Here is a 14073-nt window from a genome sequence, read left to right as displayed (position 1 = left end):
CCTACCCATGAAATGCTGGGTATGTAAGCACCAAGCGAGAGGAGCTGGGCATCGCAATAATGCCCAGCGCCAGCTTGACCATGTGTTTTGCTCGCAACGCTGCCAGGACGTGTTTTACAAGATGTATGGCGAGCCAACTGAGATTCCGACGATGAATGCAATCGATTTTGAAATGGCGGCCATGCGCTCTTGCCTGAAGGCCTTCGGCCAAGTAGCAAGTGAAATCGGCTTTAAAAAAGCACTGGGTCTGTATAGCGAAGATGAGGCTATGCGGGTGATTGACGCCATTGTGCTGTGTTACACCCGCCATATGTTTGCCAGTGAGGACTCGAGAATTCGGGCAGAGAGCGAGGCGGCGGAAGCCGTGATTAAACCATCTGCTGTGCCAATCTCTGCGGCCAAGTCGGCCAAGCCAGATTTATTTGATGTGGTCAGCGATTTACCGTGGGAGCCAAGGAAATGATCGATTTTAATTCATCAAGCGCCATTTCTGACCGGCTCACAGCCCTTATCGATATTGGTTTGTATAAAGCCCACGCACGAGAAACCAAACGCCAATATCTCGGTGCATCAAGGCTGGGGGCCACTTGCGAGCGCCAATTGGAATACGAATACGTCGGCGCAGCCATCGATGCGGGGGCGCAAATCGAAGGCCGTATCCTGCGTATTTTTGCCCGCGGCCACATCATGGAAGACTGCATGGCCAAGTGGCTACACGATGCCGGTTTCGATTTACGCACCCATCAAAGAAATGGCGAGCAGTTCGGCTTTTTAACGCTAGATGGCCGCGTGCAAGGCCATATCGACGGTAAGTTTGTTGATGGCCCAGAAGGCTTTGCCTATCCGGCACTTTGGGAGTGCAAAGCTTTAGGAGCGAAGTCGTGGAACGCACTGCTTAAGCAAGGTTTAGCCATATCCAAACCCATCTATGCGGCACAAGTGGCGATCTATCAAGCCTACCTGGAGTTGCATGAAAACCCAGCCATTTTTACCGCGCTCAACGCCGATACGATGGAAATCTATACCGAGCTCGTGCCATTTAATGCGGCACTGGCGCAGCGTATATCAGACCGTGCCGTAAGGGTCATCAGCGCCACGGCCGCAGGCGAATTACTGCCTCGTGCCTTTGTCGATCCAAGCCATTTTGAATGCAAGATGTGCGCTTGGCAGAATCGCTGCTGGACGGAACGGCCATGAAAACCGCCTGCAAGCACTCACCCCAGATCAGTGCAAAATCCATCGAAAAAATACTCCTGCGCCACAGTATCGGCAACTTCCCCGAGGTGAGATTGGTCGTGGCCATGCTGACTCGCACCATCCTCGATGCGAGCAATCATCAGCGTGATGCCTGTGATTTTATGCGTAGCAAACGCCTCGATGACTGGGCCAATCATGTGGGTATCGAGCCAGAGTTTGTACGCGAAGTCGCCAGTAAAGCCTTTATCCTCACCATCGAGCCACTTGCCGATCTCCCCACGCCCAATGCCCATGATCCGGAGGTCTTATGATGGACTTTAATGCGGATCATCCCCGCCCATCTCCCCAACATGATCGGGACGAGATTCTTGCTGAGCTACTGGCGCGACTAGAGTCAGTGCTCTTTACTCTTTTTCCAGCAGGCAAGGTTCGTAATGGCACTTTTTATATTGGCGATCTTTCAGGTGCTGCGGGAGAAAGTTTAAATGTGGCGCTGCATGGAGAGAAACCTGGACTCTGGCGAGACCATGCCACGGGTGAAGGTGGGGATCTTTTTAAGCTGATCGCAGCCTGCATCGGCGTCAATACGCAGACCGATTTCCCCAAGGTATTAGATAAAGGTGCAGACCTGCTAGGGCGGCTCACTCAGCACGCGTTATCTCCTCCTCCAACTCGCAAAACGCAGCCAATTGACGAACTCGGCCCCGTGACAGCGAAATGGAATTACCTCAATGCACAGAGCAAGCTCATCGCCGTGATGTACCGCTACGATCCACCCGGCGGTAAAAAAGAATTTCGGCCACTGGATGTGCTGCGGCACAAAAAAACAGCGCCCAACCCACGCCCTTTATATAACCAGCCCAATTTAATCAATGCTTGGCAGGTCGTCTTAGCCGAAGGTGAAAAGTGTGCTCAGGCGCTGATCGATGTGGGGGTGATCGCTACTACCGCCATGTTCGGTGCTAATGCCCCGATCGATAAAACTGACTGGTCGCCGCTGAAAGGCAAGGCCGTCTTGATCTGGCCAGATAAAGATCAGGTCGGCATGGACTACGCCCGCAACGCAGCTCAAGCTATCTTGCAAGCAGGCGCAATCTCCTGCGCCATTTTGACGCCACCCGCCGATAAACCCGATAGCTGGGATGCGGCCGATGCCCTTTTCGAAGGCTTTGATATCACTGGTTTCTTGGCCGCAGGTGAGCGAACACCGGTACTGCGGAGTGCTGAGTTAACCGATGATCTATTCCAAGCGCTTGATCCAAGTACCGAAGATGGTTTGGCCACGGCCTTCACCCGGCATTATGGCGAGGACTGGCGCTATTGCACGCAGTGGGGCAAATGGCTGGTGTGGAATGGCCAGCGCTGGAATCAAGATTATTTGCATTTCATCGGTCATCTGATCCGTGAAATTTGCTGCCAAGGCGCCTCCCTCAGCAGCAATGCCAAACTCAAACCGCGCTTGACCAGTGCCTCGACCACCTCTGGCGTAGAGAAATTCGTGCGTGCCGACCCAATACATGCGATCAGCACCTCAGCATGGGATGCCACACCTTGGCTGCTGAACACACCCAGTGGCGTCGTTGATTTACGCAGCGGCACCCTGCGCGAGCATCGGCGCAGCGATCAAATCACCCGCATGGCCACCGCGTCTCCACAGCAGGAATGCCCAACCTGGCGACAATTTCTACTGGATATCACCGGCGGTGATACTGAGCTAATGGCTTATTTACAAGTGATGGCGGGCTATTGCCTGACCGGCATCACCAGTGAGCATGCGCTGTTTTTTTTGTATGGCACAGGTGCAAATGGCAAGTCGGTGTTTGTGAATGTACTGGCCACCATCATGGGCGACTATGCGGCCACCGCGCCCATGGATGCTTTTATGGAATCAGTCGGTGATCGACACCCAACAGAAATGGCCGGTCTACAAGGCGCTCGATTAGTGACGGCCACCGAAACCGAACAGGGTCGGCGCTGGAATGAGGCCCGCATTAAAACCATCACCGGCGGCGATAAAATCAGCGCCCGCTTTATGCGCCAAGACTTCTTTGAATACAGCCCGCAATTCAAACTCATGATTACCGGCAATCACAAACCGACCCTCAGAAATGTCGATGATGCGATGAAGCGGCGGCTGCACCTCATCCCTTTTACCGTGACCATTCCACTAGAAAAACGCGATCAGCAGCTCACTGAGAAGCTGCTTAAAGAGCGTAATGGCATCTTATATTGGGCCGTCCAAGGGGCATTGCTTTGGCAGCAAAACGGCCTGCAATTACCCGATAAAGTGATCTCTGCGACCGCTGATTATTTCGCCGAAGAGGACGTGGTCGGTAACTATTTAGAGGAAGAAACACAGCAACATCATCAAGCCAGAACGGCTATTTCTGATCTCTATCAACGCTGGCAAGAGTACAGCAACAAGCGCGGCGAGTTCGTCGGCACCATTCGCTGGTTCACTCAGCAACTTATTAATAGGGGATTTGAGCGGATTGTGATGGCAGGTGGTGCAAGAGGCATACGTGGGCTGATGCTCAAAGCACGCGATTATGGCGAGCGGCTGCCTTACAAAGATAACTAACGCTGAATAGATGATTACAAAACACGTATGACTTACATCATCTGTTTTAACTGACGAAGTGGCTCAATGTTGCCGAAATACTGATTCGATTGAGCTGACAGAGTGGCCGAATGTTGCTGTAGTTTTATTGATGTTTTGCATTAACAAAGCCATCGGAAGATACATGTCTGCTTACTTTGAAAAAAATAGCCGCCTCTTACTCAGTTCAATGCTTGCCATATTGTGGCCAGTAAAATTTACAACAAATATAAGTGTTGCCGAAAGAGTTGTATTCATTCCAAAAGACAAAGCTTACATAGTTGCTGAATGTTGCCGAAGTTCTGTATCAATTTATAGGCCCGCGCGTGAGGGGATAATAGTTATATTCGGCAACCTTCAGCAACTATTGCCCCGCAGGCCGCATGTTTACTGGGTTTTAGATCGATCGAAACGCTTGTTTATAGGTGATAACCATTATGATCATTTTGACCGTTGATCTGGGAACACAGACAGGTTGGGCCTTACAGACCCGCGAAGGCCACATTTTAAGCGGCTCAGAATCGTTCAAACCACATCGCTTTGAAGGCGGCGGCATGCGATTCCTGCGCTTCAAACGTTGGCTCACCGAAGTAAAGGGGGCTGATGGCCTCGATGCCGTGTTCTTCGAAGAAGTGCGTGCCCATGCTGGTGTTGATGCGGCACACGTTTATGGTGGCTTTATGGGACAACTCACCGCTTGGTGCGAGCACCACCAGATTCCCTATCAAGGAGTGCCGGTGGGCACGATCAAAAAACATGCTACCGGTAAAGGCAATGCCAGCAAAGCCAATATGCTCGAAGCCGCTCGCCAACGTGGCTTTACGCCAGTCGACGACAACGAAGCCGATGCGTTGGCCTTGCTGCAATGGGCAATTTCTCAGGAGCAAACATCATGACTCTCCCTGTCTGGGACACCGAAGCCGTGGCCGAACGGCTTCGCAGAGCGGCACGAATTGCTGAGTACATGCCCAACGACCAGCCATTTGGCTACCACACATTATGGCCGCAAATCGTGCGTCAGCCTTGGGAGGAGCTAGGAAGAGGCAATAGCGACCGGCCCATATTCAGTGCAGCTTTGCTCGAAGAAATGCTGGAAGTGAACAGCTGGATGCAGCTGATTGAAGTCGAACAACGCCACCTGCTCTGGATGCGAGCCAAGCGTTATCGTTGGGATGAAATTGCAAGACAATATGGTTGTTGCGAAAGGACTATACAGCAACGCTGGAAACGCGATTTACAACGACTGACCGAATGCTTAAACATGAAAAAAGCCGACCGTTTGTCTTAAAAATATATTAACGGATTGAGCTATAGCTAGATTCCTGAAGATCGATCAATAAAAAATCGTATTTTTATGAAAATAAGCATTCGATCTTTTGACGAAAAAGGAACAAATTAACTCTAGTTTCTTTTTTTTATGCAACGCGGAAGTGGCATCAGAAATTACACGGAAGCGATCAGAAATTGAACCGTGATGATCAGAGATACAGCTAGGACACAAGGACTGACAAAACATATTACGGCCACCTGTCTTTTTATGGGTCCTCCCTGTCTAAAAATGTAATACGGGGGGGAGCAGCGCAAGGCTTCGCTACACACAGAACTAAAAAATGGGTTTGCACCTAGGTTTGCAGTTTGCACTAGCCCACTGAAGGTCCAAGCCCATCAAGCCGCCAAGCCAATCAATACACGGCTTTAGCCCGTTAGACCAAGTGGATCATTTAATCGTTAAACACTGCAAACCCTAACATGAGGTTTGCAGCTAGGTTTGCACTTCGTAGGGTTGCAGTTTGCACCCATTAGCCCCCAAAACATTCGCATCCGTTTTTAAATTTCAAGTGAATTTAATCATCTTTGTGGCAAGCTCCGTGGTGAGTTAATCCACCGGTTTCCACTCTTTGCTTCTAAGCAAAGGCCCAACACCCTCCCCGCTCCAGGCATCAGCCTCGGCGGGTTTTTTTATGGGCGCTGCTTTGGCTGCACACAACAACAGGATTCATCATGCGAGTTTCTTTATTGGGTGTGCCGCTGATGGTCGATTTTTACTTTCAGCCCGCCGAACGCCCAAGTGAATTTTATCCCGGCTGCGAAAAAGAGCTGGTGTTAACGAAGGCACGATTGAGTGAGCCGGAAGATTTGATTGAATTGCTGATTAAGCTAGATCTAGTGGCACAGGTGGAGGTGACCATGCTGGCGCGGTTGGCGGCTTTAAACAGTGATGAAGGATCTTTCCATGCTTGAAAATCATCCAACGTCCCCCTTAAAATTTGAACTCTGGCCCATTGCCCGCCTGCATGAATACGCCCGTAATCCACGTAAAAATGACCATGCGGTTGAGCAGATGGCCGCAGCGATTCTGGAATTTGGGTTTCGGATTCCTTGTATTGCTCAGTCTGATGGCTTACTGGTGGATGGCCATTTACGCTTGAAGGCAGCACGTCTGCTGGGATTGGAAACCGTACCCGTCATTTTGGCCGATGACCTGACTCCGGCACAGATCAAAGCATTTCGGCTGTTGGCAAATCGCTCGGCAACGTGGGCGCAATGGGACGAGGAGTTGCTGCGACTTGAGCTTGAAGAATTACAACTTGAAGATTTCGATCTATCCCTCACTGGCTTCGATCCAGACGAGTTGGCCGAGCTCTTGGCCGCAGAGGAAAGCGAAGGGCTAAGCGAAGACGACGCGGTACCCGATGCTCAAGAAGTAGTGATTTCACAGCGAGGTGATATTTGGCTGTTGGGCGAGCACCGGTTGCTGTGTGGTGATGCGACGGATGCGGATGATTTTGCGGCGCTGGTGGCGGGAGACTTAGCCGACATGTGCTTTGTCGATCCGCCTTACAACGTGAATTACGCCACCACACCTAAAGACAAGCTGCGCGGTAGCTACCGGCCTATTCTCAACGACAATTTAGGTGATGATTTTGCAGGCTTTTTAACCACCGCCTGCACGCACATTCTGCAATACACCAAGGGTGCAATCTATATCGCCATGTCGTCGAGCGAGCTGGACACCCTGCAAGCCGCCTTTCGTGCTGCCGGTGGCAAATGGTCGACCTTTATCATCTGGGCCAAAAATCACTTTACGCTGGGACGGGCCGATTACCAGCGCCAATACGAACCTATCCTCTACGGCTGGAAAGAAGGCATTGATCACTTCTGGTGCGGCGACCGCAATCAAGGTGACGTGTGGCAAATCAACAAGCCCAATAAAAATGACCTTCATCCAACGATGAAGCCCGTGGAGCTGGTCGAACGGGCCATCCGCAACAGCAGCAAAAGCCGCGATATCGTGCTCGATTGCTTTGCAGGCTCAGGCACCACCGTCATCGCCTGCGAAAAATTAGGTCGCTATGCAAGACTGATGGAACTGGACCCGAAGTACATTGACGTTATTATCCGGCGCTGGGAATTATTTTCAGGCAAGCAAGCGAGCCGTCAATCTGATGGGCTGCTATTTGCTGACTTACAAGCGGCCAAGCCAACAACGAATCAGCCCTACCCAGCGCCAGTAAAGGCTTCAGTGCGTTTGAATGAGTTGGACGCATAATAATGCCGCGTGCCAAGGAAGGAAGCACAGCCGAGGCTAACTCGGCAGTGTTTGAGGATGGGGGCCGAAGCCCCGAGTGACTTATTCGTCTTCGTCTTGTGTCCCAAAATATTCGGCAAACAAATCTGAAACCAACCAGTTGTTTGCAACAAATTTAATCCCTTCTTCGCAAGTTTTTCCCTCTTTGATTTCTTCGATGACATCTAAAGCAAAAAAATGGCCGTAGGTGCTATCGATTAATGTTCGGGCCGCTTCGTCTTGCTGCCCAGCAACATCCGCGATGGTGTCTACCGCCAGCACTAAAGCCGCGATTGGGTTTTCTGTGTGCTTGCTGATGGTGTTGCAAAAACAAAGGGGTAGCTTGGCGGTTTTCATGGTGTGGCTCCGTGTATTGCGTTGGGGTGACACCACATTCGCTCTTATCCAAAACTACATCAAGTCTTATATCGATGAGTTTTAATCTATTTTTTAGACATAATAAACCAGGTAAAACGCCCCACAAAACGCTGAGAATTCATCGCATAACTCGCGCCACAAACCGCTTCAGTTGCCTTCGGATTAGCGTGTGTAATAAGGCTCGGTGCTGGCCTTTAACGACGCAACAAAACCCAGCCAGTGGGCTTGTTGGCAAGGCTTGAAACCTTAAGTGAGGTGATAGACGCGCTTACCGCCAGCGGCCTTGTCGGATTCGATGATCAGGCCAAGTTTTTTGCTTAGCGTGCCGTAAAAAACACTCCGTACCGTATGTGGCAACCAGCCGGTGGCGGCTTGCAGCTGCTCGACGGTTGCGCCTTCGGGGCGCTGCAACATCCGAATAACGATGGCCTGTTTGCTGTTTTCTCGGCGGCGGGTTTCGGTGGCGGTTTGGGCAGGCTTGGTTCCTTCCACCGGCGCTTCGCTCACTGGGCTAGGGGCCAGTTCCATTTCTAAACGAGTCAAACCAAGCGCTTGGTAGGCTGCATCGGTGACCAAGCCATCTGCGCTAATTAGGCCGCGATTAAGTAGCCCATTCACCACGCGCTGGCGAATGATGCCTTGGACCTTGGCTGGGAACCACTCCAGCTTGTCGGCGGTATTTTGAATGGCGTGGCTTAAAACGGCGTGTTGGGTAGCGGTTAGCGTGATCATGATGGTCATCCTTTGGTATCTCTAGCGGCTTAATCTGGCGGTAGCGATGGGGCCGAAGCCCCGTTGCTTAAGCCATCCCAACGTAGCGGGCGTAGTTGCTGCCTGATGGGTCAACAAACAAGGTGGCCCGCTTAGGTGCGCTGACCGCGATGACGTTGCGTTTGTTGTTAGCGTGGCCGCCAAGGCCAGCCATCCAGCCATAGTCGGCTAGCATGTTGTTTGTAAAAGCATCGTACTCTTGGCTGCTTAATTCTTTTTGCCATTTAATCGTGGCCGTTTCAGCTTCGCCGTTTTTTTTCTCATGGCTGATTTGCTCGCGCATTTCATTCAAATCTAAAGGCTTGCGAGCAAAATAGAGGTTTGAGGCGGTGGCGGTTTTCATGGTGTGGCTCCGTGTATTGCGTTGGGGTGACACCACATTCGCTCTTATCCGCAACTACATCAAGTCTTATATCGATGAGTTTCAATCTATTTTTTAGGCATAAGCAGCAAGCCAAAATGGGCCTACTAGCGCCCACTGAAACGATGATAATTCATCGTACCGCTGGCCCCACAAACGGCTTCAGTTAGCTTCGGAATTGGGGTCCGCGTAGTAATGGGCATGGGCTTGGCAAAGGCTGTGGACGTAAAAAAGCCGGAGGCTAATCCGGCGGGTTTGGTTTAGTTTTAGCGGTAGTTGTCATTTGTGAGGCTATTAGCCTCAGCTAAAAGCCCTTTGAGTTCATAAATTTTTTCGTCGATGTAAATGGTGGCGGCGATAAGTTTTGCCCTTGCTGCTTCGTTTCCATGTTTGCTTACAATTTGGTTTAGCTTGGCGTTTTCAAGAAGAAGGCATTTTCTGGCGTTTTCGGTAATGATGATTTGGATTTGAGCTTCGTTTTGGGTTTCAGGGATTACAGTGGCGTTTTTCATTTTGTTGCTCCGTGTATTGCGTTTGGATGACGACACATTGCTCGATGTTCGGAACGTCATCAAGTCTTATATGGATTATATTTAAACTATTTTTTAGGCATAAAGAACACCCTACTAGCGCCCACCCAAACGCTTAGAAACTATCGCACCGCTGGCCCCACAAACGGCTTAAGTTGGCTTCGGAATTGGGGTCCGCGTAGTAATGGGCATGGGCTTGGCTGGCTTGGCGCTAGTCGATTATTTAAATCACGTAGACGAATATTGAGAGAGGCGGTTTTAATGGGTATGTCGATTCGTGCCTACGCTCGCTATCGTGGAATCTCTGATACGGCGGTGCATAAAGCGATCAAAGTGGGGCGTATCGGCACAGAAGCAGACGGCAGTATTGATGCGCAGCTGGCCGATATCGAGTGGGCCAAGAATACCGTGATGGCCAACGAGACTCCGCCCATTGCCCACGGATTAAAACGAGCAACTACACCCCCCCCAACTACACCTAACGCTGCTCCAGCAGCAACAAACAATGACCGCGATACCACAACAGCTCCCCTTTCTGCCGGAGGGACTTCCCTGCTGCAGGCCCGTACCGTCAATGAAGTGGTCAAGGCACAAACCAATAAGGTGAAACTGGCCCAGCTCAAGGGCGAGTTGGTGGATCGTTCGCAATCCATCGCCCGTATTTATCAGCTGTCTAGAATCGAGCGTGATGCTTGGCTGAATTGGCCCGCCCGCATTTCAGCCCAAATGGCGGTCAGCTTAGGAGTCAATGCTCACTTGATGCATGTGACGCTAGAAACCGCCGTTCGTGACCATTTGCAGGAGTTAGGCGAGCATAAAATAGAGTTGAATTAATGATGCCACGCGGCGAGGGTGAAGACGGCTTACTGGATATTGAACAGGCTTGGTACGACGGTCTGCTGCCTGACCCACTGCTATCCGTTTCTGAGTGGGCAGACCAGCATCGGATGTTGTCCAGCAAAGCCTCTGCCGAGCCGGGGCGTTGGCGAACCAGCCGCACGCCTTATTTAGAAGCGATCATGAATTGCTTATCGCCGATGTCTTCCATCGAGCGCGTGGTGTTCATCAAAGGCTCACAACTGGGTGCCACGGAATGCATCAATAACGCAATTGGTTATGTGATTCATCAAGCGCCGGGGCCGATGATGTTTGTCTCGCCAACGGTAGAAATGGCCAAGCGCAATTCTAAGCAACGTATCGATTCATTGATTGAAGAGTCGCCCGCACTGGCCGAGTTGATTTCACCGGCCAGAAGCCGCGATTCTGGCAATACCATTCTGACCAAAGAATTCAGGGGCGGCGTATTGGTGATGACCGGAGCCAATAGCGCAGTGGGCTTACGCTCCATGCCAGTACGGTATTTATTTTTAGATGAAGTCGATGCCTACCCACACGATGTGGATGGCGAAGGCGATGCGATTGCTTTGGCCGAAGCCCGTACCCGTACCTTTGCCCGGCGTAAAATTTTTATCGTTTCGACCCCGACCATTGCCGGAGCCAGTGCGATTGAGAGGGAATATGCAGCCTCAGATCAAGGACGTTATTTTCTCCCCTGCCCCCATTGCCAACACCGCCAGCACTTGCGTTTTGAGCAATTACGCTGGCAAAAAGGCGATCCCACCAGCGCCGCCTATTATTGCGAAGCCTGTGAGCAAGCCATTAACGAGCAACACAAGACATGGATGCTGGAGCACGGCGAATGGCAGGCAATGGCTCCAGAACATGCAGGCAAGACGGCAGGCTTTCACCTCTCATCCCTATATAGCCCGGTGGGCTGGCGCAGTTGGTGCGATATTGCTGCCAGTTGGGAGGCTGCGCTAGAGAAAGAAACGGGCTCAGCGGCGGTGATTAAAACCTTTAAGAATACTGATCTGGGCGAAACGTGGGTTGAGGAAGGCGAAGCACCTGATTGGCAACGGCTACTAGAGCGGCGCGAAGATTACCCCATCGGCATGGTGCCACTGGGTGGCCTGCTGTTAGTGGGTGGAGCCGATGTGCAAAAAGACCGTATCGAAGCCTCGATCTGGGCCTTTGGTCGAGGTAAAGAAAGCTGGCTGATTGAGCATCGCGTCATGATGGGCGATACCGCCCGCGATACGGTTTGGAAAAATCTAGCCAGTCTGATCGCCGAAACATGGAGCCACAGCTGCGGTGCACAGATGCCCTTAGTACGCTTTGCCATCGACACCGGCTATGCCACGCAAGAAGCCTACGCCTTTGTGCGAGCTTGCCACGATCCACGCATCATGGCGGTTAAAGGTGTCGCACGTGGTGCAGCATTGATCGGCATTCCCACGGCGGTAGATATTAATCAAGGCGGTAAACGCTTACGTCGAGGCATCAAGCTGTACGCCGTCACCGTTAGCATCGCCAAGCTCGAGCTGTACAACAACCTACGTAAAAGCGTCGATGTCGGAGATGACGGCAGCCTTAGTTATCCGGCGGGTTATGTGCATTTACCTAAGATTGACGCGGAATATATCCAGCAACTATGCGCTGAACAGCTAGTGACCCATCGTAACCGTAACGGCTTCCAAGTCAGGGAATGGCAGAAGATGCGCGAAAGAAATGAGGGCTTGGATATTTTTTGCTATAGCCGAGCTGCAGCGATGAATGCCGGACTGGACCGCTTTGAAGAGCGACATTGGCGGGAGTTGGAACGACAACTAGGCGTCAGCTCCGATCCTGCTTCTCAAGCAGCCCTCAATAAGGCCACCAAGCAAGGTGGCCTTGCTGTTTCTGGAGGACAGAAAACACCAAGGCGGGTGGTTAAGAGTCGATGGATGTCATCTTAAGTGCCCGACTAAATTTTAAATCTGAAGAGCAAGGGACTCGCGCTGATTCAGAGGGAAGGCCCCTTGGTAAGCAGAAGGCAACATCATGTCGCTCTACCTTAAAATTTACAGCCTGATTGATCGTGTGACCGAGCGGTTTTTAGTGATCGATCAGCAAATAGGCACCCTCAGTTATTTACAGACTTCGGCCAAGAGCAATTTGGTGAGTGCGATTAATGAGCTGACGACACACAGCGCCGCCAATAGTGGTGTGGCCTATACCCACCAGCAATTCGTGCCCGCAGCGCTTTGGACCATTAACCATAACCTTGGCATCTGGCCCGCCGTGTCTATTTTTGATACGGGTGGCAATGAAATCGAGGCCGATATTGCGCATCAAAATAGCAATCAACTGCTGATTCGCTTTGCCATTCCAGTCGCGGGCTTAGCTCGTCTGACCTGATCACTTCAAGAGCGCTTATACCATGTCACGCAAACAACTTTCTGATCTGGACTTCGGCGGCGTTGCCCGTCTTCGTAATCTGCCTGCCCCAGTGAATCCAGATGAGCCGGTACGCCAGCAAGATCTGAATTCCGCCATTGAGGGCTTGGCGTGGAAAGATGGCTGTCGGGTGGTCAGTCAGGCCAATCTGAATTTATCGTCTCCGGGAGCGGCCATCGACGGCATCAGCCTGCAAGCTGGGGATCGTGTGCTGATCAAGGCCCAGACCGCTGCCAGCGAAAACGGTATTTATATCTGGAATGGCGCAGCCGTGGCGATGACCCGCAGCTTAGATGCCTCGAGCAGTGCCGAGCTGGAACAAGCCATCACAACCATCGAAGAAGGCACCTCGGCAGGCACCAGTTGGCGGCAGTCGGTGGTTAATTTTACACTCGAGACCAGTACCGTCACTTGGCTGCAGTTTGGTGGCTCTATCGGTGCCGCATCCGAAACCAGTTCAGGCATTGCCGAGATTGCCACGCAGGCCGAAACCGATGGCGGTACAGATGATTTGCGTTTTATTACGGCCTTGAAACTGAATACTTGGACGAATAAAACCCGACGTGCGCAGGCCACCATTGGTGATGGCAGCAGCACCCAGTTCGACGTGAATCATAACTTTGCCAGCCGCGATGTGCTGGTACAGGTCTATCAAACTTCGGGAAATTATGAGCAGATAAATTGCGATATCAGCCTGCCAACCACGAACACCGCAAGGCTTAATTTTGCAGGTGCACCCGCCAGTAATGCTTACCGTGTGGTAGTGATGGGCTAAATACAAAGGCTGATGATGAAAGATTTATCCTACCGCGCAGCTCCACTCCTCAGCACCCTGCCCGTCATCACCGCCTCAGCCGAATTAGGCGGGGTCACCGTGCGACTCATGACGGATAACAAACCCTATTGGTGCAACGGCTCAGTATGGATTGATTTATCTGCAACGGCGGACAGCCGTTTGACTAGCGCCCGGATGAGCAGCGACGTGAGCAATAACACCGTGACGCTCAGCAATGCGACCGGCCTAATGATCGCGCTCGCCGCCAATAGCCACTACGCGCTGGAGGCGAAGGTGATGTTCCAAACGGCCGCGCTCACCACTGGCATCCGCCTGAGCCAAACCGTTCCGGCAGGGGCAACTGTTGCGGCGCAGTGGAATATTCCGATTTCGCTCACCGCTAGCGCTCTCAGCAATCAACGGGCTGCCGACACGGGAACAGCCAGCACCGCCGTTGATGCAATTAACGCCAATACGCTAGCGACCGCGTCGATCTTGGTCATCACAGCGGCTACCGCAGGCAATATCCAAATCCGCTTTGCCTCCGAAGTCGCTGCATCCAATGTGGTGATCAAGGCCGGTAGCCATCTTGTGGCAACGAGAGTTATTTAATAGCGA

17 protein-coding genes are annotated in these 14073 nt (G+C 51.8%); 13 read left to right on the top strand and 4 right to left on the bottom strand.

The genetic code is table 11. The annotated features are described in order from the left end of the window. The first annotated feature begins 7 nt into the window (after positions 1-7). From ACFQNF_RS19675 to ACFQNF_RS19640, 8 genes are all read left to right on the top strand, one after another. Entirely contained in the window at positions 8-463 is a 456-nt protein-coding gene (locus ACFQNF_RS19675) for a DUF6511 domain-containing protein (protein WP_380189882.1), read from the top strand. Beyond that, positions 460-1197: a hypothetical protein gene (locus ACFQNF_RS19670; protein ID WP_380189880.1), complete on the top strand. Its 738-nt coding sequence runs from the start codon at positions 460-462 to the stop codon at positions 1195-1197. Before ACFQNF_RS19675 ends, ACFQNF_RS19670 begins: the two co-directional genes overlap by 4 nt. After that, positions 1194-1508 (top strand): hypothetical protein, encoded by a 315-nt coding sequence (locus ACFQNF_RS19665; RefSeq protein ID WP_380189878.1) that lies wholly within the window; start codon positions 1194-1196, stop codon positions 1506-1508. Before ACFQNF_RS19670 ends, ACFQNF_RS19665 begins: the two co-directional genes overlap by 4 nt. Further along, entirely contained in the window at positions 1505-3778 is a 2274-nt protein-coding gene (locus tag ACFQNF_RS19660; protein ID WP_380189876.1) for a phage/plasmid primase, P4 family, read from the top strand. Before ACFQNF_RS19665 ends, ACFQNF_RS19660 begins: the two co-directional genes overlap by 4 nt. 455 nt (positions 3779-4233) lie before the next feature. After that, positions 4234-4692 (top strand): crossover junction endodeoxyribonuclease RuvC, encoded by a 459-nt coding sequence (locus tag ACFQNF_RS19655; RefSeq protein ID WP_380189874.1) that lies wholly within the window; start codon positions 4234-4236, stop codon positions 4690-4692. Beyond that, entirely contained in the window at positions 4689-5084 is a 396-nt protein-coding gene (locus ACFQNF_RS19650; RefSeq protein ID WP_380189872.1) for a DUF6362 family protein, read from the top strand. Before ACFQNF_RS19655 ends, ACFQNF_RS19650 begins: the two co-directional genes overlap by 4 nt. Positions 5085-5797: 713 nt before the next feature. Then, positions 5798-6037: a hypothetical protein gene (locus tag ACFQNF_RS19645; RefSeq protein ID WP_380189870.1), complete on the top strand. Its 240-nt coding sequence runs from the start codon at positions 5798-5800 to the stop codon at positions 6035-6037. Beyond that, complete coding sequence (locus ACFQNF_RS19640) at positions 6030-7346, top strand: DNA modification methylase (RefSeq protein WP_380189868.1); 1317 nt, start codon at positions 6030-6032, stop codon at positions 7344-7346. Before ACFQNF_RS19645 ends, ACFQNF_RS19640 begins: the two co-directional genes overlap by 8 nt. Before the next feature lie 81 nt (positions 7347-7427). Here ACFQNF_RS19640 and ACFQNF_RS19635 read toward each other — a convergent pair whose 3' ends face one another. The 4 genes from ACFQNF_RS19635 to ACFQNF_RS19620 form a co-directional block, all read right to left on the bottom strand. Next, positions 7428-7721, bottom strand: a complete 294-nt coding sequence (locus ACFQNF_RS19635; RefSeq protein ID WP_380189866.1) for a hypothetical protein — start codon at positions 7719-7721, stop codon at positions 7428-7430. Between the two features lie 267 nt (positions 7722-7988). Beyond that, positions 7989-8474 carry a DUF3489 domain-containing protein gene (locus ACFQNF_RS19630; protein ID WP_380189864.1) on the bottom strand — a complete coding sequence of 162 codons (486 nt, stop codon included), beginning with the start codon at positions 8472-8474 and terminating at the stop codon, positions 7989-7991. A gap of 67 nt (positions 8475-8541) precedes the next feature. Beyond that, positions 8542-8856: a hypothetical protein gene (locus tag ACFQNF_RS19625; protein ID WP_380189862.1), complete on the bottom strand. Its 315-nt coding sequence runs from the start codon at positions 8854-8856 to the stop codon at positions 8542-8544. Between the two features lie 284 nt (positions 8857-9140). Continuing rightward, positions 9141-9386 carry a hypothetical protein gene (locus ACFQNF_RS19620; protein ID WP_380189860.1) on the bottom strand — a complete coding sequence of 82 codons (246 nt, stop codon included), beginning with the start codon at positions 9384-9386 and terminating at the stop codon, positions 9141-9143. Positions 9387-9665: 279 nt separating this feature from the next. On the opposite strand from ACFQNF_RS19620, the gene ACFQNF_RS19615 reads away from it, so the two are divergent. The 5 genes from ACFQNF_RS19615 to ACFQNF_RS19595 all read left to right on the top strand — a co-directional run bounded on the left by ACFQNF_RS19615 (position 9666) and on the right by ACFQNF_RS19595 (position 14067). Further along, the gene (locus tag ACFQNF_RS19615; protein ID WP_380189858.1) at positions 9666-10238 is read left to right on the top strand and encodes an elements of external origin; all 573 of its coding nucleotides are present in this window, start codon (positions 9666-9668) and stop codon (positions 10236-10238) included. Then, on the top strand, positions 10238-12199 hold the full coding sequence (locus tag ACFQNF_RS19610; protein ID WP_380189856.1) for a phage terminase large subunit family protein: 1962 nt from the start codon (positions 10238-10240) through the stop codon (positions 12197-12199). The genes ACFQNF_RS19615 and ACFQNF_RS19610 overlap by 1 nt, the downstream gene beginning before the upstream one ends. Before the next feature lie 85 nt (positions 12200-12284). Next, on the top strand, positions 12285-12641 hold the full coding sequence (locus ACFQNF_RS19605) for a hypothetical protein (protein WP_380189854.1): 357 nt from the start codon (positions 12285-12287) through the stop codon (positions 12639-12641). Positions 12642-12663: 22 nt separating this feature from the next. Beyond that, entirely contained in the window at positions 12664-13455 is a 792-nt protein-coding gene (locus tag ACFQNF_RS19600) for a hypothetical protein (RefSeq protein ID WP_380189852.1), read from the top strand. A gap of 12 nt (positions 13456-13467) precedes the next feature. Continuing rightward, complete coding sequence (locus ACFQNF_RS19595; protein ID WP_380189850.1) at positions 13468-14067, top strand: hypothetical protein; 600 nt, start codon at positions 13468-13470, stop codon at positions 14065-14067. Positions 14068-14073: the final 6 nt, after the last annotated feature.

This window comes from Iodobacter arcticus (genome assembly GCF_042664895.1).
GTDB lineage: Bacteria > Pseudomonadota > Gammaproteobacteria > Burkholderiales > Chitinibacteraceae > Iodobacter > Iodobacter arcticus.
The sequence above is the reverse complement of the archived record's forward strand: the minus strand, read 5'-3'. Positions and strand labels throughout refer to the sequence as shown.

Bases quoted from the DNA above. Each gene is read 5' to 3' on its own strand.
- ACFQNF_RS19645 (WP_380189870.1), top strand. From the start codon at position 5,798: ATGCGAGTTTCTTTATTGGGTGTGCCGCTGATGGTCGATTTTTACTTT.
- ACFQNF_RS19670 (WP_380189880.1), top strand. From the start codon at position 460: ATGATCGATTTTAATTCATCAAGCGCCATTTCTGACCGGCTCACAGCC.
- ACFQNF_RS19625 (WP_380189862.1), bottom strand. From the start codon at position 8,856: ATGAAAACCGCCACCGCCTCAAACCTCTATTTTGCTCGCAAGCCTTTA.
- ACFQNF_RS19610 (WP_380189856.1), top strand. From the start codon at position 10,238: ATGATGCCACGCGGCGAGGGTGAAGACGGCTTACTGGATATTGAACAG.
- ACFQNF_RS19675 (WP_380189882.1), top strand. From the start codon at position 8: ATGAAATGCTGGGTATGTAAGCACCAAGCGAGAGGAGCTGGGCATCGC.
- ACFQNF_RS19600 (WP_380189852.1), top strand. From the start codon at position 12,664: ATGTCACGCAAACAACTTTCTGATCTGGACTTCGGCGGCGTTGCCCGT.
- ACFQNF_RS19635 (WP_380189866.1), bottom strand. From the start codon at position 7,721: ATGAAAACCGCCAAGCTACCCCTTTGTTTTTGCAACACCATCAGCAAG.
- ACFQNF_RS19665 (WP_380189878.1), top strand. From the start codon at position 1,194: ATGAAAACCGCCTGCAAGCACTCACCCCAGATCAGTGCAAAATCCATC.
- ACFQNF_RS19660 (WP_380189876.1), top strand. From the start codon at position 1,505: ATGATGGACTTTAATGCGGATCATCCCCGCCCATCTCCCCAACATGAT.
- ACFQNF_RS19650 (WP_380189872.1), top strand. From the start codon at position 4,689: ATGACTCTCCCTGTCTGGGACACCGAAGCCGTGGCCGAACGGCTTCGC.
- ACFQNF_RS19655 (WP_380189874.1), top strand. From the start codon at position 4,234: ATGATCATTTTGACCGTTGATCTGGGAACACAGACAGGTTGGGCCTTA.
- ACFQNF_RS19630 (WP_380189864.1), bottom strand. From the start codon at position 8,474: ATGATCACGCTAACCGCTACCCAACACGCCGTTTTAAGCCACGCCATT.
- ACFQNF_RS19640 (WP_380189868.1), top strand. From the start codon at position 6,030: ATGCTTGAAAATCATCCAACGTCCCCCTTAAAATTTGAACTCTGGCCC.
- ACFQNF_RS19615 (WP_380189858.1), top strand. From the start codon at position 9,666: ATGGGTATGTCGATTCGTGCCTACGCTCGCTATCGTGGAATCTCTGAT.
- ACFQNF_RS19595 (WP_380189850.1), top strand. From the start codon at position 13,468: ATGATGAAAGATTTATCCTACCGCGCAGCTCCACTCCTCAGCACCCTG.
- ACFQNF_RS19620 (WP_380189860.1), bottom strand. From the start codon at position 9,386: ATGAAAAACGCCACTGTAATCCCTGAAACCCAAAACGAAGCTCAAATC.
- ACFQNF_RS19605 (WP_380189854.1), top strand. From the start codon at position 12,285: ATGTCGCTCTACCTTAAAATTTACAGCCTGATTGATCGTGTGACCGAG.